Source organism: Actinoplanes solisilvae, from assembly GCF_003999975.1.
GTDB lineage: Bacteria > Actinomycetota > Actinomycetes > Mycobacteriales > Micromonosporaceae > Actinoplanes > Actinoplanes solisilvae.
The window spans coordinates 135,577-153,743 of the sequence record NZ_RJAC01000009.1; the positions used below are offsets into that span (position 1 = coordinate 135,577).

Consider the following 18,167-nt stretch of genomic DNA (forward strand, 5'->3'; position numbering starts at 1 on the left):
GCTTGCGCACCCGGTTAAGATCATGCTGCTGCCGCTGCCGAGGGGGGCTCGTCGTGGTCCTAGCGCTTACCGATCGCGATGCCGAAAGAGCATCGCTGGACCGCCTTCTCGACAGCGTGCGTACGGCCCGGAGCCAGTCGCTGATCGTGCGAGGGGAACCGGGAGTCGGCAAAACCGCGCTGCTCGGCTATCTGACCGGGCGCGCCGACGAGTTCCGGGTGCTGCCCGTGTCCGGCGTGCAGTCGCAGATGGAGCTGGCCTACGCCGCCCTGCACCTGCTGGCCGAGCCGGTGCTGCACCACCTCGACGACATGCCGGACCCGCAACGGATGGCGCTGAGCACGGCGTTCGGCCTGCGCCCGGGCCCGCCGCCCGACCGTTTCCTCGTCGGGCTGGCCCTGCTGACTCTGCTCTCCGACGCTGCCGGGGACCGCCCGCTGGTCTGCGTCGTCGACGACGAGCAGTGGCTCGACCAGGCCTCGGCCCAGGCGCTCGGCTTCGTCGCCCGGCGGCTGTCGGCCGACCCGGTCGGGCTGGTCTTCGCCGCCCGCGAGCCGAGCACCCACCTGGCCGGGCTGCCGGTGCTGGAACTGGCCGGCCTGGCCCCCGACCACGCGCGGGAGCTGCTCGACGAGCGGCTGGCCGGACCGCTCGACAGCCAGGTGCGCGACCTGATCGTGGCCGAGGCGCGGGGCAATCCCCTGGCCCTGCTGGAATTGCCGCGCACGATGACCAGCGCCGACTTCGCGGGCGGGTTCGGGCTGTCGTCGATGCCGGCCCAGGTGCCGGTGGCCGCGCGGCTCGAGGAGGGCTTCCGGCGTCAGCTCGAGGCACTGCCCGCCTCGGCTCGCCGGCTGCTGCAGCTCGCGGCGGCCGACCCGTCGGGCGATCCGGTGCTCGTGCACCGCGCGGCCCGCCGGCTCGGCATCCCGCCGCAGGCCGCCCAGCCCGCCATCGACGCGCGCCTCATGGAGTTCAACGAGCACGTCCACTTCCGTCACCCGCTGGTGCGCTCGGCCGCCTACCTGTCGGCCGCCGAACCGGCCCGGCGCGAGCTGCACGCGGCGCTGGCCGAGGTCACCGACGCGGCCGTCGACCCCGACCGGCGGGCCTGGCACCGGGCCCAGGCCGTCTCCGGGCCCGACGAGAGCGTGGCCGCCGAGCTCGAACGGTCGGCCGAGCGCGCCCAGTCGAGGGGCGGTCTGGCCGCCGCGGCGGCCTTCCGCGAGCAGTCCGTGCGGCTCACCCCAGACCCTCGACTTCACGCCGTACGGGCCCTCGCCGCGGCCCGCACCGCGATGGCCTCGGGCGCCTTCGGCCGGGCCCGCGAGCTGCTCGATACGGCCGCGGCGGGCCCGCTCTCCGCCTTCGACGCCGCGCAGACCGACCAGCTGCGCGCCCGCATCACGTTCGTCGTCGGCGTCGGCGAGGACGCGCTGGCCGTGCTCTTCCGCTCGGCCGAACGGCTCACCCCGCTCGACCCCGGCCTGGCCCGCGAGACCTACCTCGAGGCGTGGCGCGCGGCCTCCTTCGCCGGCCGCATGACCGGTCCCGGGTCGATGCAAGAGATCGCGTACGCCGCCCGCGCGCTTCCGCCCGCCGAGTCGCCCCGCCCGGTCGACCGCCTGCTCGACGCCCTCGCCACCGTCTTCGTCGAGGGCCCGGCCGCGGCCGCTCCGGCCCTGCGCACGGTCGCCCGCGAGTTCGCCGACAGCGGCCTGACCCGCGAGGACGGGCTCGCGTACGGGTGGCTGGCGACCGCGATCATCTGGGACAACGACGCGGCGTACGAGATCAACTCCCGTCAGGTGCTCATGTCGCGCGCGACCGGTGCGCTCGACATGCTGCCGCTCGACCTGGTGGCGATGGCGCTGGCCGAGGCGTGGCGCGGAGACTTCGTGTCGGCCGCGACGCACATGGCCGAGACCGCCGCGATCTGCGAGATCACCGGGAGCCTGATGCCGCCGTCGACCACGGCGTTCCTGGCGGCGTTGCGCGGCGACCGGGCCGAGCTGGCCCCGCACACCGCGACCCTGTTCGCCGTCGGCCAGGCCGGTCAGCAGTCCCAGACCACGTACGCGCACTGGGTGAACGCGGTGCTCGAGAGCGGTCTGGGCCGGCACGCTGAGGCGTACGCGCAGGCGAAGCTGGCGGTCGACGACGGGCACGTCTTCGTGTCGACGTGGGCGCTGCCCGAGCTGATCGAGGCAGCCGTGAAGGTGGGCGAGATTCAGGTCGCCGCCCGCGCGCTGGCCCGGCTGGCCGAGACAACGCGGGAAGGCACCGACTTCGGGCGCGGGCTCGAGGCCAAGGGCCGGGCGCTGCTGGGCGGCGGCGAGCCCGACTATCGCGAGGCGATCGAGCTGCTCGGGCGGGCCGGAATCCGCACCGAACTGGCCCGCACCCACCTGTTGCTGGGCGAATGGCTGCGGCACCAGAACCGGCTCGACGAGGCTCGGGAGCAGCTACGGACGGCCCGCGAGATGTTCGACTCGATCGGCATGGCCGCGTTCGCCGACCGGGCCCGGCGTGAGCTGCTGGCGACCGGCGAGCGCACCGCCCGCCGTCGCAGGACCGTGGCCCCGGCCGCCCTGACCGCGCGCGAGTCGCTGATCGCCTGGCTGGCGGCCGACGGCCTGAGCAACCCCGAGATCGGCACCCAGCTATTTCTGAGCGCCCGCACGGTCGAGTGGCACCTGGGCAAGGTGTTCGGCAAGCTGGGCGTGACCAGCCGCGCCGACCTGGCCGAACGGCTCCCCGCCGTGGACTGAGTCGATCGCCACGGCGGCGGGCCGGTCGTGCAGCTGCAGGGCTTCGAGCGACTCGTGCCGGGCCGCGCGGGTGCGCTGGGCCGAGTGGCCGGTCTCCAGCAGCGCCACGGCGATCAGGATGCCGAGCGAGGCGGTGGCGGTGGCGACGCCGCGGCGCTTCGTGCGGCGACATCGGTGGATCAGGTAGAGCTGAAGGACAACCACGACGGCTCCGACGCCGAGGGTGGTCAGGTGTGCGTTCACGTCAATAAAAGATCCACGGCCGGGGCCCGTACGACCGCTGTTTTGACGCCACGTGAACGGCGCTGGGCCGATTTATGACGCGTCGTTGACGAAGGGTTCGCGCATGCGGCCGGACCAGCCGTCGAGGACCCGCGCGGGGTCGCTTCCCAGCACGTCGGCGAGCAGGGCGGCGTACACGTCGCGGAAGTCCGTCGTGTGTTTGAGGTCGCCGTCGTCGAGGTCGGTGAGGCTGGGTGGCTCCCCGTGCAGACCGCCCCGGATGCCGTCACCGAGCAGGAACATCGGTGACGCCGTGCCGTGGTCGGTGCCGTCGGAGGCGTTGGCCCGCACCCGGCGGCCGAACTCGGAGTAGACCGCGACCACGACGCCCCGGCCCGCCATCCGGTCGGCGAAGGCCGCGAGCGGCTTGTCGAGCTTGGCCAGCAGCGCCTTCTGCGCGTCCTTGCCGTCGGCGTGCAGGTCGAAGCCGCCCAGCGAGACCGAGTAGACGCGGGTTGCCACGTTCGCCTCCACGCAGCGGGCCACCAGGGCCAATTGCTGGTCGAGCGGGGGTGCGGCGCCGCCGGTCGCGGTCGCCGGCGCGTCGCTGTCGTCGTCCTCATCCTCCAACGGAGCCGACGAGATCAGGTCGCGGACCCGCACGAGGTCGGTGAAGCACGCGGCCGCGCGAGCGAGCGCCGGCGACTCCCCCGGCGCCGGAGCGCCGAGCCCGCTCAGCAGCTCGGGCGTCACCCCGGCGGGCAGCCTCAGCTCGCCGCCGGGAACGGTCGCGCCCGCGCTCTTCGCCCCGGCCAGCAACGGCGGCAGCACCGGTTCGAAGGAGATCGCCAGCCGGGGATCGCCGCCGGCCGAGTCGAGCCAGCGGCCCAGCCAGCCGGTCGTGCCGGGACGGCCGGGCTGCGCGGTCTGCCAGATGTCCATCGACTGGAAGTGGCTGCGGTTCGGTCTCGGATAGCCGACCCCGTGCACGATCGCGAGCCGGCCGTCGCCGAGGAGCCGGTGCAGCCCCGGCATTCCGGGGTTGAGGGCGAAGCCGTCGCCGACGTCGAGCGGTTCGCCGGGCGCGTACGCCAGGTCGGCCCGGGCGGCGGCGTAGGCGGGATCCGCGTGCGGGATCACGGTGTTCAAGCCGTCGTTGCCGCCGTAGAGGGTGATCAGAACGAGGGTCTTCGCGGCCGGGTCGCGGTCGCCGGAGGTCGCGAGGATCTCCCGCAGTCCCAGCGTCGCGGCGGCCGCCCCGGCGGTCACCCCGCTGGCGATCAGGAACCGGCGGCGGGTGAGGGTGTCCATTGCCTGCCTCCTCAGTGGACGGCGTATTCGGGACTGGCCAGCCCGGTGGCGAGCAGTCGCCGCGGGTCCTTGATGCCTTTCAGCGCGGCGTGGGTGCGGTCGCTCCAGCCGTCGACGGCGAGCAGGGCGGCGAGTGCCTCGATGCGGTCGGACCCGGTCAACCGGTCGGCCGCCGCGGTGGCCCGGCCGGCGAGCTTCTGCCCCGCTCGCAGCCGGGTCAGCGTCGACGACGTGGTCAGCCAGGCCGCCCCTGCGGGCCATCCACCGACCGAGGGCGGCCGCAGCGGCACCTGCCCGAGCGCCTTCAGGATCAGCTCGCTTCCCGACGGCGGCAGACCGAGCTGGCGTACGGCCCCCAGCAGCCACTCGATCGGCTGCTTGACCAGGGTTCCGGCCGTCCCGCCGAACTCGGGCGTGCGGCACAGCGCGCGGAGCATGGCCGTTGTGTCCGGCCCGGTCACCGCCGGCGCCTCGCTCGGGCCGCCGTAGCGCGCCCACAGCCGGCGGGCGATGAAGGGCAGGTGCGCCTCGTGGCGGACGAGCAGATCGGCGTACCCGTCGAGGTCGAGGACACCTTCGCGGCCGAGCAGGGTGACCGGCCGGTCGTCGTGGCGTTTCGCCACCAGCCGCGCCCGGCCGGTCGCCCGGTCGACCTGCCAGCCGGTGAGGACGCGAGCGCCGGCCTTGACGTCATCCTCGGTGTAGGCGCCCACGCCGAGCGTGAACAGCTCCATGACCTCGCGGGCCAGGTTCTCGTTCGGCGCCTTGCGCGTGTTCTTCTGCCCGTCGAGCCAGAGGATCAGGGCCGGGTCACGCAGCATGGCCCGCACGAGCGGGCCGGTGCCGCCCGCCCCGTAGCGCCGGAAGGTCTGCTGCTGGGCGAGCATGAGGTGGGCCGAGCGCACCTTCTGCACGCTGGTCGCCCAGTGCCCGTGCCAGAAGAAGGTGAGCTTCTCGGCCGCTCCCCCGGCCGCCATCCGGCCCAGCCACCATTGCACGACCGCGGAGACCTGCTCGCGTTGCGAGCGGCGGGCGGCCTGCCGCTGATCGCGGGTGGCGTCCTTCCCGAGCCGGGCGACGGGATCGTCGCCCAGGTCGGGCGGCTCCGGCACGGCGACCGGCCGCAGCAGGCGGTCGAGGGTCGCGTCGCGGCCGGCTTTCTCCGCCGCCTGCACCTCGCCCGTGGTCGGGCCGAAGGTGAGGCGGCGCAGCAGGTGCGTGACCTCGCTCATGCCGGCGACGTTAGGCGGCCTTTGTTCGGGTTGTGTAAGCGCGAGATCCGGATCGGGTTCAGGCCGCCTGGAACGAGCGGCGGGAGAGCCCGATCGAGTAGCCGTCGAGCTTGGTGATCACGGGAGCGGCCGGGTCGGAAGCGGCCCCGAGGGTGACGAACAGCGGCGTGAAGTGCTCGACCGTCGGGTGCGAATAGGGCATGCCCGGGGCGGCGCTGCGGAAGCGGGCCAGCTCGCTCACGTCACCGCGGGCCAGCGCCTCGGCGGCCCACGCGTCGAAGTCGGCCGACCAGCTAGGGACCTTGCCCTCGGTGAACATCTCGCGGGTCAGGAACGGCAGGCCGTGGGTCATGTGGCCCGAGCCGATCACCAGCACGCCCTGCTCGCGCAGTGGCCGCAGCCGGGCGCCCAGGGCCAGCAGCTCGTCGGGGTCGTCGGTGGGCAGGCTGAGCTGCAGAACGGGCACGTCGGCGCCCGGGTACATGATCTTCAGCGGGACCCAGGCGCCGTGGTCGAGACCGCGACGGGTGTGCTCGTGCACCTGCTCGGCGCCGGAGATCATCGCGGTGACCTGGGCGGCCAGCTCGCCGGCGTCGGGCGTGTCGTAGCGGAAGGTGTAGTAGAGCGGGTCGAAGCCGCTGAAGTCGTAGACCAGCTCGCTCGGGCGCGGGGCGCTGACCGACAGCGGGGCCGATTCCCAGTGGGCGCTGACGACCAGGATCGCCGTGGGCTTGGGTAGCGCGCGGGCCCAGGTGTGCAGCGGGTCGAGCCACTCCGGGTTCTCGAAGGGCATCGGGCCGCCGCCGTGGCTGACGTAGAGGCTCGGCATCGGGCCGTCCTCGGGCGTCCACGCGCGGTGCTCCCCGGCGGCGGCTGCCTTGCGCAGGTGCTCGGCGAACGGGTGCGACGCGGGAATGCGGGCGTCGGCCACCGCGGTGCTGCTGGACATGCGCTCTCCCGAATTTACTTGAAGCAACAAGTAACATCTCCACCATACGCCAGAAACTTGTTTCGTCAAGTATTTTCAGCGTCAGTACACGACTGGACACGCCATGCATTGTGATCGTTAACATATATCGCCATCATCCCCTGCTGTGATCACTGGCATAAAAGAGGACTATCAGAGTCTTCTTTAACTAGGCTCGTCCCGTGCGCTTGAACCGCTCGACCGACATCGGTCTCCGCGTCCTCATGCTCGGTGCCGCCCGCGACGGTCTGCTGACCATCGACGAGCTCGCCGATTCGCTGGCTGTCCCCCGCCACCACCTCGCCAAGGTGGTGCAGAAGCTCCAGCACATGGGCCTGCTCGAGACCGTGCGCGGCCGCAGCGGCGGGGTCCGGCTGGCCTCGTCGGCCCGGGACACCTCGGTCGGCGGCCTGGTTCGCACCCTGGAGGGCGAGACCGAGGTCGTCGACTGCGACGGCGACCCCGCCTGCCCGCTCCGCCACGGCTGCCGCCTGCGCGGGGCGCTCCGGCGCGCCCAGGAGTCGTTCTACGCGTCCCTGGACCCCCTCACCATCGGCGACCTGGCCGCACCCCCGACCCAGCAGGTGCTGCTCACCCTCGGCCGCCCGTAACAACCGATCCACGGAGGAACAATGCTGTCCCCAACCAGCGTCCCGGTCGTCGAGGCCACCCTTCCGGTCGTCGCCCAGCACCTGGACGCGATCTCGGGCGTCTTCTACGACACGATGCTCGGCGAGAACCCCGACCTGCTCAACCTGTTCAGCCGCAGCGCCCAGGCGACCGGCGAACAGAAGCAGGCCCTCGCCGGCGCCGTCGCCGCCTTCGCCACTCACCTGGTCGGCCAGGGCCCGGACGCGAGCGTGTTCGACCACATCGTCGAGCGCATCGCCCAGCGGCACTGCGCCCTCGGCATTCGTCCCGAGCAGTACACGACGGTCGGCCGCTACTTGATGGGCGCGGTGGGCAAGGTTCTCGGCGACGCGGTCACGCCCGAGATCGCCGCGGCGTGGGACGAGGTCTACTGGCTGTTCGCGGCCCGGCTGATCGGCCGCGAGGCCCGCATCTACGGCGAGGCCGGCGTGGACGGCGCCGACCCGTGGCGGGAGTACACGGTGGTCAACAAGATCCACGAGGCCCACGACGTGGTGTCGTTCCTGCTCGCCCCGGCCGACGGCGGCCCCGCGCCGCACTTCAAGCCCGGCCAGTACGTGACGGTCGCCGCCGACCTGCCCGACGGCACCCGCCAGCTGCGGCAGTACTCGCTGTCCTCGGCGACCGGCGGTCCGCTGCGGATCACGGTCCGCCGTCTGCGCGGAGTTTCCGGCACGCCCGACGGCGTTGTCTCGAGCTGGCTGCACGACGACGTCCAGGTCGACGATGTGCTGCGCCTGAGTCAGCCGTACGGGGACCTGACCCTGCGCGACGGCACCTCACCTCTGCTGCTGATCAGCGCCGGGGTGGGCATCACGCCGATCACCGCGATCCTCGACCACGTGGCCCGCACCCAGCCCGGCCGCGCGGTCACCGCCGTCCACGCCGACCGCAACGCCGAACGTCACCCGCTGCGCACCGACACGGCCCTGCACGGTTCGCGACTGCGGTCCTTCGACCACCAGGTCTGGTACGAGGAGCCGACCGCGGGCGCCCAGGCCGGGCGGGTCGACGTCGACCTGATCCCGCTCGACGGCGACGCCGAGGTCTACCTGTGCGGCCCGGTGCCGTTCATGCAGCACATCCGGGCCGGACTGCACCGCCGCGGCATCCCCGACGAGCGCATCCGCTACGAGGTCTTCGGCTCGGAGCAGTACCGCCCGGTTCCGGTCGCAGTGTGATCGGCTCGAAGCAACACCGCGCGGTGTGAACTGAACTTCGGCCATTTTCATCCGTTGTCGTGGTGTCCGGTCTCGATCCGCCCGCCTCGGCCCGAAAGTAGCCATGATCAACGACCTTCTCGCCTCCCGTTATCGGCTGCGGTCCCTGCTGGGACGAGGAGGGATGGGCCAGGTCTGGGAGGCCCGCGACGAGCTGCTCGGCCGCGACGTGGCGATCAAGGAGATCAAGCCGGACGGCCTCACGACGGCGGAGCTGGGCGACCTGCGCGAGCGGGCGATGCGCGAGGCACGGGCCACCGCGCAGGTCGACCACCCCCATGTCGTACGCATCTTCGACGTCATCGAGCACGAGGGCGCGCCCTGGATCGTGATGGAGCTGGTGCGGTCGCGCTCGCTGTTCGACGTGGTCAGCGAGGACGGGCCTCTGGATCCCGCGCGGGCCGCCCGCGTCGGGCTCGACGTGCTGGAAGCGTTGCGGGCGGCGCACCGCGCGGGCATCCTGCACCGCGACGTGAAGCCGGCCAACGTGCTGCTCGCCACCGACGGCCGGGTCGTGCTGACCGATTTCGGCCTGGCGGTGCTGCTCGGCGACTCGGCCATGACCCGTACGGGGGTTCTGCTGGGTTCACCGTCCTATTTGGCCCCCGAACGGGCTCGCGACGAACCGGCCTCGGCGGCTTCCGACCTGTGGTCGCTGGGCGCCACGCTGTTCGCGGCCGTCGAGGGGCACCCGCCGTACGAGCGGTCGTCCCCGATGGCGACGCTCGCCGCGCTGATGGTCGAGCCGCCTACGACGCCGAAACAGGCCGGCCCGCTGGAGCCCGTCCTGGCGGCGCTGCTGGAGAAAGACCCGGCCAAGCGCGCCACGGCCGACGAGGCCGCCGATCTTCTCAAGCACGTCCTGTCCGCGTCGGCTCCGGCTTCCCCGGAAACCGGCCCGCACGCCGCGCCCCAGCCGAGCCCGGCGCCCGAACCGCAACCCGCTCCCGAGGCTCCGCCCGTTGCTGCTCCCGTGGCCGCGGCCGCTCCGCCCGCGGCGGCAGCATCACCGGCTCCGGCTCCGGCTCCGGCTCCGGCTCCGGCTCCGGCTCCGGCTCCGGCTCCGGCTCCGGCTCCGGCTCCGGCTCCGGCTCCGGCTCCGGCTCCGGCTCCGGCTCCGGCAGCATCATCGCCGACGGCCGCGCTCACCCCATCGCCCGCGCCGGCGAGAACGGCCGAGCCGACGTTGGAAGCGCCGATCCCCCGCAACCGCTCGCGCGGCCCGCTGGCCGCAATCCTGGCGATCTCCACGGCCGTGGTGGCAGCCTCGATCGCCGCGGTGGTCGTCACTCAGACCTCGGATACCCCGGCCGCGCAGCCCGCCCCCAGCCTCGACGCGGCCGGAGTTCGCCTGCCCGGCCTGGAGACACCCGTCGCTCCGCCGTCAGCCCGGGTATCGGCCACCCCGAGCCGGCGGTCGACCCCCACGAAGCCGTCCCCCGCCCCCAAGAAGACTCAGACGACCAAGCCCACGCCGACGGCCAAGGCCACAACACCCCCGCCGCCCAAACCGATCCGAGTCACCTTCGAGGCCGAGTCCTACACCGACAACAGCGGCACCGAGGATTCCTTCCCCCAGGAGGCCAGCGGCGGCCGAGTGGTCGGCCACACCGACAACGGCGACTGGGTCGGCTACCGAAACCATCCGCTGACCGGCATCCGCAAGGTGACCCTGCGCCACGCGGGCGCCGACGGCCACGCCGTGGTCGAGCTGAGAAGCGGCTCGGCCACCGGCCCCCTGCTGGCCACGGTCACCATGCCCGCCACCGGCAACTTCCAGACCTACGCGACCGTCACCGCCACCCTGGCCGCCAAGAGCTCCAGCGCCCTCGTCCTGGTCTTCCGAGGCCCGGACGCGTCCGACGTGGACACCATCACCATGTCGTCGTAGTCGCCGCCACCCCGACCACGCACAGGGGCAGCCATCGATCTGGCGCCCGGATACCGTGCCACCAGGAGTCCACTTAGGAGGCCATGATGCGTGTACGAGTGTGGGCGGTTGCGGTCTCGACGGTTGGTGCACTCATGGGGTGTGCCAGCGCGAAATCCAAACCCGTGGCCGAACCGACGGGGGCGGCACCGACCGAGTCGGCGTCGTCCACGGCCTTCCTTGAACCAGGATGGCGAATCAGTGACGATCTGTTGCGGGCCTACCAGGAAGCGCTGGTCAAGATCGACAAAGGCCTCGCGGAGAACAAGGAAATTGTGCGCTATGCCGGAGAGATCTGCCGCGACATTCGACAGGGTAGGACCGATGCCCAGGTGGTGAACCACGCGGCTACGCAATTCCAAGTGGATGCTGCGGTTGCCACGCAAATCGTCGAGGCGACGAAGAGCACGGTCTGCGCGAAGTAGGCGTATCAGCGAGAACCTCGACGTCGAGGTTCTCGTACCGGCTTCGGTCACCTCACAAGGGACGCGCACCTAGGGCGGGGTTGCCGCGCAGGTTGCCGTCTCCGCACGGCCAGGGCCCGTCGGCGAGCTTCGCCAGGCCGGTGTCGCGGAAGATGAACAGTTCGCCGTGCAGGCTGAAGACGACACGGCCATGTTCGAGGAGCAGGACTCTGCTCATCACTGCGCGATCGTCGTCCTGTGCGAACAGCGTCCGGGCCTGAAGATCGGAGTCGATGGTCAGGAGCTTGCCGTCACGCCAGAACACAGCGGTGCCGTCGGCGTCCAGAGCTGGATAGGTGGTGTAGTAGCCGCTCAGCGGTGGGCCGTCGGTCAGAGAGCTGTCGGCGTTGAGGACACGGTACCGGGACCCCGATGGCACGACGTTCTCCGATTCGGGGCCACGGATCGCTCCGTGGTGGTCGACGAGCATCATGCCGTGGCTGGGCCAGGTCTGTTGCGCGATTCCTTGCGGGTCGTATCGCGTCGTCGAGAATGCGCCGTAGCCTTGCCGGCCGATCAGGAAGGACCCGTCCGCCGCGATGGCCTTGTGCTGGTGGGGTCCAGGCGGGGTGGTGGTGATGATCTCGCCGGTGGTGGTGTCGAGGATGGTGCAGATGCCGATACCGCTGCTGCCGTCGGTGATGCCGGCGAGCGCCCGGTCGCCGGAGATCAGGAGCGGTTCCCAGTGGTCGGCCTCGATCGTCGATCGCCGCCACGGCCGTTTCGGACGGGGTTTCCAGCCGTTGTGTTCGCCTGTTTCGACAACGCCGGGGAAGGAGACGCGATCGAGCGGCAGCGGTGTGGACCAGGCAGTGGTGCCGGTCTCGGTGTGGCGGACGATTCGGGGGCTTTGACCGGGTGGGACGGGGTGGTAAGGGTCGGCTGGTAGCCAGATCGCGCAGAAGCCGTCGGGCAGCACGACGAAGGCGCCGAGGTGTTCGTGGGCTTGATGTTCGGGGACGACCGTGCGCAGGGTCCGGCCGTCGGAACTCACCTCGGTGAAGGAGTGACCCTCAGGGCCGCGGTGCGTCAGCCAGACCGTGCCGGCCGAGGAGACCCGCGGCGGCCGGGGACGGCCCGGGAAGCTGCGCTGCCAGACGACGCCATCCGACGGATCGACGGCGGCCAACGCGGTGGCGTTCAGATCGCGTCCGTCGACGCTGGTCACGAAGACCGGACCGCCCATATCGTCCGTGGCGATTCCCCATACCTGCCCCGGCATGACCATTCGGTCCAGACGCATCGCGGTTGGTCCCTTCGACGTTGTGCCGTCAGCACGATAGCGATCGGACGTGCTCAGCACGGCCCGAGCTGGGCGGTGGGCGAGTAAGACAGCATCCGGTTCCGGTGATGGCTCCCGTTTTCGGTGCCGGTGGTTGTGTGGCCGTCGCGGGAGACGTCCTCGATCGGCCCGGGGTCCACGACGGTGCTGCGGCCGTCACGACGCTGGTGCTGGCCGGCTGTGTCGCATTCTCCTGTCGAGAGGTGCGTCGCCCGCTGCAACGGGCACTGTTGATCACCCCGGGCTTGACGTCGGCTGCGCATACCGCATCGGGGAGGCCGCCCAGACCCCCGTGGCCCATGTCGTCGGCTCAGCCGTGTTCGCCGCGGTCGTTGTGGCCGCTCCGGCCGTGCTCATCTGGTCGATTCTGCGCCCCGATGTCCCAGGCCCGCCGGATACACGACTGCCGTGATCAGGTCGAAAGAAGGATCAGTGCACCGGCGTGCCGTCGCCGTAGGCGCCTACCCAGCCGTCCAGGCATTCGTCGGGGAGAAGGAACCAGCGGAGCTTTTCGAAGGCGGTCGGGAGTTTCGCGCCGTTGCCGTCGACCGGTGATGACAGGCCGGTCAGCAGCGCGCGAGCCTCGGCCAGGTGAGCCGGCAGCGCGTCCTCGCCCAGCGTCGCGGGCGCGGCGGGCATTGTGACGGTGCCGTCGGCGGCCAGCTTCAGATCGGTCAGGCGGGGCAGGGACGGCGAGGCCGACACGTGACGCCATTGACCGGTCAGCGGGCTGAAGCGGTAGAACGGCAGCAACCGGTCGCCGTACGCGGCGATCAGCGAGACAGCCTCGATGATGTAGTCGGCCACCGCGTCCGACACGAAGTAGGCGAAGTTGAGGCGTGACCAGCCGGGCTTGATGCCCTCCCAGCCGTCCTCGATCTCGTGTTCGAAGCGGTGCGACAGCTCCTGCCCGATGCCGAGCAACCGGTGCCCGTACGGTCCGGCGCAGGAGCACCCGCCGCGCGCCTGAATCCCGAACAGGTCGTTGAGCAGCGCGACCACGAAGTTGTGGTGCAGGTATCGCGAACCCACGCGCACCTGGAACGACACGATCGGCAGCCGCTCCGACTCCAGGTCGCCGAGGATCTCGACCCGGCTCGACAGCCGGTCACGGGCGCGTTCCCAGAGTTGCTTCTCCTGCGCCGCGATCACGTCGGTGCCGACCGACTCCTTGACACTGAAGACCAGCCCGGCCCGGATCGACTCGACGATCGCCGGCGTGCCGCCTTCCTCGCGGGCGATCGGGTCGTCCAGATAACGGTGGTTGTCCGGGTCGACGAACGCGACCGTGCCACCGCCCGGCACCGTCGGCACCCGGTTGTGCAGCAGGTGCTTGCCGACCACCAGCAGGCCCGGTGTCTGGGGCCCGCCCGGGAACTTGTGCGGCGAGAGGAAGATCGCGTCCTTGTCGGTCATCGTGATCGGCAGGTAGGGCCCGCCCGCCGCGTAGTCCCACACCGACAGCGCCCCGTGCGAGCGCAGCAGCGCCGAGACCGCTGCCACGTCGGTGATCAGCCCGGTCACGTTCGAGGCGGCCGAGAAACTGCCGATGCGCAAAGGCCTTCCCTCGTACGCCTTCAGCGCCGTCGCCAGATCGTCCAGGTCGGGGTGCCCCCGGCCGTCACTCGCGATCTCGACCACGTCGGCGATCGACTCACGCCACGGCAGCACGTTGGAGTGGTGCTCGTACGGCCCGACGAACACGACCGGGCGCTGCTCGGCGGAGATCTGCCCGCTCCACCCGTACCGGTCGTCGAGGTTCTCGGGCACCCGCAGACCGAGCAGCGCGACGAGCTTGTTGACCGCCATCGTCGACCCGGAGCCGCAGAACAGAACCACGTCGTCGGGCCCGGCGCCGACCGCCTGGTGGATCGTCTCGCGGGCCTGTTCGCGCAGGGCGCCCGTACGGGCCCCGGTCGAGGATGCCTCGGTGTGGGTGTTCGCGTAGCCGGTCAGCACCGTGCCGCGGATGAAGTCCTCGACGAAGTCGAGCGCCTCACCGGAAGCGGTCTGATCGGCATAAGTCACCCGTCGCGGCCCGAACGGCCCGTCGATGACGGTTCCCGTGCCGATCGAGCCCTCGCGGAGCCGCCGCAACATCGGTGTGTCCATGTGTACCCCTCCACGTGCCCCGACGCTCGATCACGCTTGTGGCGCGTCGAGCGCTAAAAGCGACAAGACGCATATCACTCTCATCGCACTCAGCACTCTGACATCCCGTCCGCCGGACCTGGTGACCCGCGCGACTGAGCGAGCCTAACGTGAGGCCATGTCGTACGTCGCCGCCCGGGACGGTCGCCAGCAGCGCGGCCCGAGCCACCGGGCACCCAGCGTCCCCGAGAGCCTCGACGATCTGCACGGCCACAGCGTGGGCCTGCTCGAACTGCCCAAACACATGGCGACGGGCCGTCGCACCCGACGCATCCTCGACCTGGAGGATCCGGCGCAGCAGCGGCAGGCCTATCAGACGGTGCTCTGCCAGGCCGCCGACTGCTGCGAGATCAACGACCTGCTCAACCCGAGTGTGCTGCGTCGTCTCTGGCGCCACCTGCATCTGCCGGCCAAGGTGCGCGACGAGTGGGAGCAGCGGCACCCGGCCCTGACCCGGCCCGCCGACGAGCCGGCCCCGCTGGTCGACACCGGCGAGCTGAAACCGCGGCTGGGCCCGGGCGCCGACGGGTTCCGCCGCACCGGCCGCCGCACCCGCGGCGACCAGCTCACCCCGGCCCAGATGCTGGTCGCCCGCACAGCATCGGCCAGATAGGGGTCAGCCGGGCACGGTCATGTCGGCGTAGTCACTGCTGCGCAGCGGGCCGCTGGTCAGCGTGCCGTCGGCCCGGGGCACCTCGAGGGGCTGCCCGCCGCGGGTGAAGACGACCGAGCCGACGTCGCTGCGCGCGGTCAGCGTGCACACGATCTGGCCGTACGCCAGGATCTCGTCGTTGCGGGCGGTGCCCTCCTCGACGTCGGGCACCTCGACCGTGACCTCGGCCCCGGCCGTCAGCCGCGCGGTGAGGGCGACGCCGGCCAGCGCCGAGCCGAGCCCGGCCGCCCGTTCCGCCTGCGTGGGACCGGCGACGAGGCTGTCGAGCTGGGCCTGCACGCCCGGGTAGGAGGGCGTACGCCGGACGGTCTGCACCAGCCGGTCGTCGCGCACCAGGCAGAGCACCTGGGCGACCTCGCCGACGGGCACGGTCGCCCCGGCACCGGGCGTGGTGAGGGGATGGCGGGGCAGGTCGACGCCGTGCGGCTCGGCCTGGGCCCGCACCCCGCAGCCGCCGAGCAGCACGACGGCGGCCGCGGCGAGGACCCCGATGCGCATATCCGAATGATGCCTCGCGTCCGGGCGGGTCTGCGCCTCCGTCACGGAACTGTCATATCGCCGGGAACGTTCCGCAAAGTCCGGCGGGCACTGTGGAGGACGTAAACGGTCGATCCGGAGAGGAAGAGTCTCCCAGCCATGACGCTCACCAGCCTGGCCACCGCCGTCGTCGTCGGCGTGGCGCTGGGCGTCGCCGGCGCGCTGGGCGTCGCCGGCGCGCTGGGCGTCGCCGGCGCGCTGGCCGGCCGGCGCGTGCCGTTCTGGCTGCCCCCGGCCGTGGGCGTGGGCGCCGCCGTCTTCGCGTCGACGATCGCGCGCATCGCCGCCGACCTGCCATCGGGGTTCAGCGCGGCCGAGCTCGGCCTGCAAGTGGTCTTCGCCGCGGGCGCGGTCACCGTCGTGGTGGCGACCGCCGATGGTCGCACGACCGAGAAGGAGGGCCTTCGATGACCGCGGTCAGCAACGACACGGACACCGCGGTCGTCACGCCGCTCACCGACATCGACGCGGCCGCCGCCGACCTGCTGCGCGAGGCTCTGGCCGAGGCGCTCAGCGCGCACCGGCACGTGGTCGTCGACCTGCACGCGGCCGCGCACATCGACTCGGCCGGGCTGAGCCTGCTCGTGCGGGCCTACAACGACGCGAAGGGTCGCGGCGGCACGCTGAGCCTGGCCGCGCCGTCGCGTTACGTCATCACCGTGCTGCACACGATGAAGCTGCACCAGGTGTTCCCGATGTACCCGGACGTCGAAACGGCCGTCAGGACGGTGTAGGCAGCTCGATGCGGAAGCGGGCGCCGCCGCCGGGCCGGTCGGCCAGGGTGGCCCGCCCGCCGTGGGCCGCGGCGTGCTCGGCCACGATGGCCAGGCCCAGCCCGGTGCCGTCGCCGCCGCCGCGCGCGCCGGCGGCCGGGCCGCGGACGAAGCGATCGAAGATCGTGGCGCGGGACTCGGACGGCACTCCGGGTCCCGCGTCATCCACCTCGAGGTAGCCGGGCCCGACGCGCACGGCGACCGGCCCGCCGCCGTAGCGGACGGCGTTGTCGAGCAGGTTGCCCAGGGCCTGCTCGACGCGGCGGCGGTCGACCGGCCAGTCGACCGGCGTGCCGGGGATGAACTCGACCAGGTCGCCGGGCAGGCCGCGGGAGCTGAGCACGCGCCGGGCCAGCAGGTCCATGTCGGCCGCCTCACGCTGCACCGGCTGGTCGCTGCGGGCCAGTTCGAGCAGGTCGTCGACGAGCGCCTGGAAGCGGGCGACCTCGTCGGCGATCAGCCCGATCGCGGCGGCCGAGCGCTCGTCGAGGCCGTCGCGGCGCCGGTTGAGCACGCTGACCGCGGCCGCGAGGGTCTGCAGCGGGGACCGCAGTTCGTGCGAGACGTCGGCGGCGAACCGGCGGTCGCGTTTCAGCCGGCGCGACAACTCGTCCGCCATGTGGTTGAACGACGACGTCAGCCGGGCCAGCTCGGGTTCGGCGTCGGGGTCGAGGCGGGTGTCGAGGTCGCCGCCCGCGATGCCGCTGGCCGCCTCGGCCACCGCCGCCAGGGGGCGCAGGGCGTGCCGGGTGACGTACCAGCCGACGGCCGCTCCCCCGGCCGACACCATGATCGCCACCGCGGTCAGCACCAGGCCGAGCAGCTGCAGCGTACGTTCCAGTTCGCGCAGCGAGACGATCTCGTAGAAGACCGCCGAGTTCTGCACCGGAACGGCCACGACCAGCGCGGGCTGCCCGTCGCGGCGGATTCGCTGCGCCCCGGCCTCACCCCGGGCCGCCATCTCCTGCAGAGCCGTAGGGACGTCGGCCGCGGGGCCGGCGCTGCGCGCGTACCACCGGCCCTGGCGTGAGAGCAGCACGTAGCGGTCGGCGCCGATGTCGAGCGACTGCAGCAGGTCGCCCACGTTTGGGTCGTCGCCGATCAGGCCCGAGTTGATGACCGCGGCGTCGAAGTAGGTGGCTCGTACGGCGGCCCGCTCGCGCTCGCGGAAGAGCGTGTTGCTGATCAGTTCGTAGGAGACGAACGTGACGCCCGCCGACAGGGCCAGGGCGCCGATGGCGAACGCGGCACTGACCCTCGTACGCAGGCCCGCTCTTCTCACGGCTGCAGCTTGTAGCCCAGGCCGCGCACGGTCACCAGGTGCTTCGGTTTGCCCGCGCTGTCCTCGATCTTGTGGCGCAGCCGGCCCACGTGCACGTCGACCAGCCGCTCGTCGCCGATCTCGTACTCCCACACCCGGCTCAGCAGCTGTTGCCGGGAGAGCACCTGCCCGGCGTGCTCGGCCAGCTCGCAGAGCAGCCGGAACTCGGTGCGGGTGACCGCGACCGGCTCGCCGTGCAGGCGCACCTCGCCCGCCTCGGGACGGATCTCCAGGTCGCCGAAGGTCATCGTGGTCACCCCCGGGGCGGTGGCCGAGGCGGTCCGGCCCCGGCGGCGCAGAGCTCGCAGGCGGGCGGCCAGCTCCTTCACGGCGACCGGTTTGACCACGTAGTCGTCGGCGCCGGCCTCGAGCCCGGCCACGATGTCGTGGGTGTCGTCGCGGGCGCTGACCACGATCACCGGCACGTCGTCGGTGCGGCGCAGTTGGCGGATGCATTCGAAGCCGTCCATCCCTGGCAGCATCAGGTCGACCAGTACGGCGTCGGCGGGCTGCCGGCGCTGCATCTCGAGACCCTCCTCGGCGGTGGCCACGGCGTGGGTCTGATAGCCCTCGTCCTCCAGGGCCATGGCCAGGGACAGGCGGATCCGGTCGTCGTCCTCGATCAACAGCACGGCGCTCATAACCGCATGATGCCGCGCCGG

General features: G+C 72.0%; 17 protein-coding genes. 8 read left to right on the forward strand and 9 right to left on the reverse strand.

The window, feature by feature from the left end; all coding sequences use genetic code 11:
• Nucleotides 1-53: 53 nt before the first annotated feature.
• The gene (locus tag EER30_RS23340; protein WP_127502636.1) at nucleotides 54-2,771 is read left to right on the forward strand and encodes an ATP-binding protein; all 2,718 of its coding nucleotides are present in this window, start codon (nucleotides 54-56) and stop codon (nucleotides 2,769-2,771) included.
• On the opposite strand, the gene EER30_RS23345 is transcribed toward EER30_RS23340, so the two are convergent.
• From EER30_RS23345 to EER30_RS23360, 4 genes are all read right to left on the reverse strand, one after another.
• Nucleotides 2,664-3,014 carry a hypothetical protein gene (locus EER30_RS23345; protein ID WP_205650379.1) on the reverse strand — a complete coding sequence of 117 codons (351 nt, stop codon included), beginning with the start codon at nucleotides 3,012-3,014 and terminating at the stop codon, nucleotides 2,664-2,666. The genes EER30_RS23340 and EER30_RS23345 overlap by 108 nt on opposite strands.
• A gap of 72 nt (nucleotides 3,015-3,086) precedes the next feature.
• Nucleotides 3,087-4,304 carry a DUF1501 domain-containing protein gene (locus EER30_RS23350; RefSeq protein ID WP_127502637.1) on the reverse strand — a complete coding sequence of 406 codons (1,218 nt, stop codon included), beginning with the start codon at nucleotides 4,302-4,304 and terminating at the stop codon, nucleotides 3,087-3,089.
• A gap of 11 nt (nucleotides 4,305-4,315) precedes the next feature.
• A complete protein-coding gene (locus tag EER30_RS23355; RefSeq protein ID WP_127502638.1) occupies nucleotides 4,316-5,536 on the reverse strand; it encodes a DUF1800 domain-containing protein in 1,221 nt (406 codons plus the stop codon).
• Between the two features lie 58 nt (nucleotides 5,537-5,594).
• Nucleotides 5,595-6,485 carry a dioxygenase family protein gene (locus EER30_RS23360; RefSeq protein ID WP_127502639.1) on the reverse strand — a complete coding sequence of 297 codons (891 nt, stop codon included), beginning with the start codon at nucleotides 6,483-6,485 and terminating at the stop codon, nucleotides 5,595-5,597.
• A 200-nt stretch (nucleotides 6,486-6,685) separates the two neighbouring features.
• Between EER30_RS23360 and EER30_RS23365 the strand changes: the two genes are divergently transcribed.
• The 4 genes from EER30_RS23365 (at nucleotide 6,686) to EER30_RS23380 (ending at nucleotide 10,729) form a co-directional block, all read left to right on the forward strand.
• Complete coding sequence (locus tag EER30_RS23365) at nucleotides 6,686-7,114, forward strand: RrF2 family transcriptional regulator (protein WP_127502640.1); 429 nt, start codon at nucleotides 6,686-6,688, stop codon at nucleotides 7,112-7,114.
• Nucleotides 7,115-7,135: 21 nt separating this feature from the next.
• Nucleotides 7,136-8,335 carry a globin domain-containing protein gene (locus EER30_RS23370; protein ID WP_127502641.1) on the forward strand — a complete coding sequence of 400 codons (1,200 nt, stop codon included), beginning with the start codon at nucleotides 7,136-7,138 and terminating at the stop codon, nucleotides 8,333-8,335.
• A gap of 103 nt (nucleotides 8,336-8,438) precedes the next feature.
• Nucleotides 8,439-10,265, forward strand: a complete 1,827-nt coding sequence (locus tag EER30_RS23375) for a protein kinase domain-containing protein (RefSeq protein WP_127502642.1) — start codon at nucleotides 8,439-8,441, stop codon at nucleotides 10,263-10,265.
• 86 nt (nucleotides 10,266-10,351) lie between these two features.
• A complete protein-coding gene (locus EER30_RS23380) occupies nucleotides 10,352-10,729 on the forward strand; it encodes a DUF732 domain-containing protein (RefSeq protein WP_127502643.1) in 378 nt (125 codons plus the stop codon).
• Between the two features lie 52 nt (nucleotides 10,730-10,781).
• Here the strand turns inward: EER30_RS23380 and EER30_RS23385 are convergent, their stop codons facing one another.
• Nucleotides 10,782-12,011, reverse strand: a complete 1,230-nt coding sequence (locus tag EER30_RS23385; protein WP_240670257.1) for a hypothetical protein — start codon at nucleotides 12,009-12,011, stop codon at nucleotides 10,782-10,784.
• 468 nt (nucleotides 12,012-12,479) lie between these two features.
• The gene (locus EER30_RS23390) at nucleotides 12,480-14,162 is read right to left on the reverse strand and encodes an aminotransferase class V-fold PLP-dependent enzyme (RefSeq protein WP_127502644.1); all 1,683 of its coding nucleotides are present in this window, start codon (nucleotides 14,160-14,162) and stop codon (nucleotides 12,480-12,482) included.
• Between the two features lie 157 nt (nucleotides 14,163-14,319).
• Here EER30_RS23390 and EER30_RS23395 point away from each other — a divergent pair, with 157 nt between their 5' ends.
• A complete protein-coding gene (locus EER30_RS23395; protein WP_127502645.1) occupies nucleotides 14,320-14,814 on the forward strand; it encodes a hypothetical protein in 495 nt (164 codons plus the stop codon).
• A 3-nt stretch (nucleotides 14,815-14,817) separates the two neighbouring features.
• Here EER30_RS23395 and EER30_RS23400 read toward each other — a convergent pair whose 3' ends face one another.
• Complete coding sequence (locus EER30_RS23400; protein WP_127502646.1) at nucleotides 14,818-15,372, reverse strand: GerMN domain-containing protein; 555 nt, start codon at nucleotides 15,370-15,372, stop codon at nucleotides 14,818-14,820.
• A gap of 138 nt (nucleotides 15,373-15,510) precedes the next feature.
• Here EER30_RS23400 and EER30_RS23405 point away from each other — a divergent pair, with 138 nt between their 5' ends.
• Both EER30_RS23405 and EER30_RS23410 read left to right on the forward strand, forming a co-directional pair.
• The gene (locus EER30_RS23405; RefSeq protein ID WP_127502647.1) at nucleotides 15,511-15,822 is read left to right on the forward strand and encodes a hypothetical protein; all 312 of its coding nucleotides are present in this window, start codon (nucleotides 15,511-15,513) and stop codon (nucleotides 15,820-15,822) included.
• Nucleotides 15,819-16,145, forward strand: coding sequence for an STAS domain-containing protein (locus EER30_RS23410; protein WP_127502648.1), 327 nt, complete (start codon nucleotides 15,819-15,821; stop codon nucleotides 16,143-16,145). Before EER30_RS23405 ends, EER30_RS23410 begins: the two co-directional genes overlap by 4 nt.
• Here EER30_RS23410 and EER30_RS23415 read toward each other — a convergent pair.
• Both EER30_RS23415 and EER30_RS23420 read right to left on the reverse strand, forming a co-directional pair.
• Nucleotides 16,132-17,466 carry a HAMP domain-containing sensor histidine kinase gene (locus EER30_RS23415; protein WP_127502649.1) on the reverse strand — a complete coding sequence of 445 codons (1,335 nt, stop codon included), beginning with the start codon at nucleotides 17,464-17,466 and terminating at the stop codon, nucleotides 16,132-16,134. The two genes, EER30_RS23410 and EER30_RS23415, sit on opposite strands and share 14 nt — an antisense overlap.
• Nucleotides 17,463-18,146, reverse strand: coding sequence for a response regulator transcription factor (locus EER30_RS23420; protein WP_127502650.1), 684 nt, complete (start codon nucleotides 18,144-18,146; stop codon nucleotides 17,463-17,465). Before EER30_RS23420 ends, EER30_RS23415 begins: the two co-directional genes overlap by 4 nt.
• Nucleotides 18,147-18,167: the final 21 nt, after the last annotated feature.

Coding starts and splice junctions, on each gene's coding strand:
- EER30_RS23350 (WP_127502637.1), bottom strand. CDS start 4,304: ATGGACACCCTCACCCGCCGCCGGTTCCTGATCGCCAGCGGGGTGACC.
- EER30_RS23355 (WP_127502638.1), bottom strand. CDS start 5,536: ATGAGCGAGGTCACGCACCTGCTGCGCCGCCTCACCTTCGGCCCGACC.
- EER30_RS23360 (WP_127502639.1), bottom strand. CDS start 6,485: ATGTCCAGCAGCACCGCGGTGGCCGACGCCCGCATTCCCGCGTCGCAC.
- EER30_RS23370 (WP_127502641.1), top strand. CDS start 7,136: ATGCTGTCCCCAACCAGCGTCCCGGTCGTCGAGGCCACCCTTCCGGTC.
- EER30_RS23375 (WP_127502642.1), top strand. CDS start 8,439: ATGATCAACGACCTTCTCGCCTCCCGTTATCGGCTGCGGTCCCTGCTG.
- EER30_RS23380 (WP_127502643.1), top strand. CDS start 10,352: ATGCGTGTACGAGTGTGGGCGGTTGCGGTCTCGACGGTTGGTGCACTC.
- EER30_RS23385 (WP_240670257.1), bottom strand. CDS start 12,011: ATGCGTCTGGACCGAATGGTCATGCCGGGGCAGGTATGGGGAATCGCC.
- EER30_RS23390 (WP_127502644.1), bottom strand. CDS start 14,162: ATGGACACACCGATGTTGCGGCGGCTCCGCGAGGGCTCGATCGGCACG.
- EER30_RS23395 (WP_127502645.1), top strand. CDS start 14,320: ATGTCGTACGTCGCCGCCCGGGACGGTCGCCAGCAGCGCGGCCCGAGC.
- EER30_RS23400 (WP_127502646.1), bottom strand. CDS start 15,372: ATGCGCATCGGGGTCCTCGCCGCGGCCGCCGTCGTGCTGCTCGGCGGC.
- EER30_RS23405 (WP_127502647.1), top strand. CDS start 15,511: ATGACGCTCACCAGCCTGGCCACCGCCGTCGTCGTCGGCGTGGCGCTG.
- EER30_RS23410 (WP_127502648.1), top strand. CDS start 15,819: ATGACCGCGGTCAGCAACGACACGGACACCGCGGTCGTCACGCCGCTC.
- EER30_RS23420 (WP_127502650.1), bottom strand. CDS start 18,146: ATGAGCGCCGTGCTGTTGATCGAGGACGACGACCGGATCCGCCTGTCC.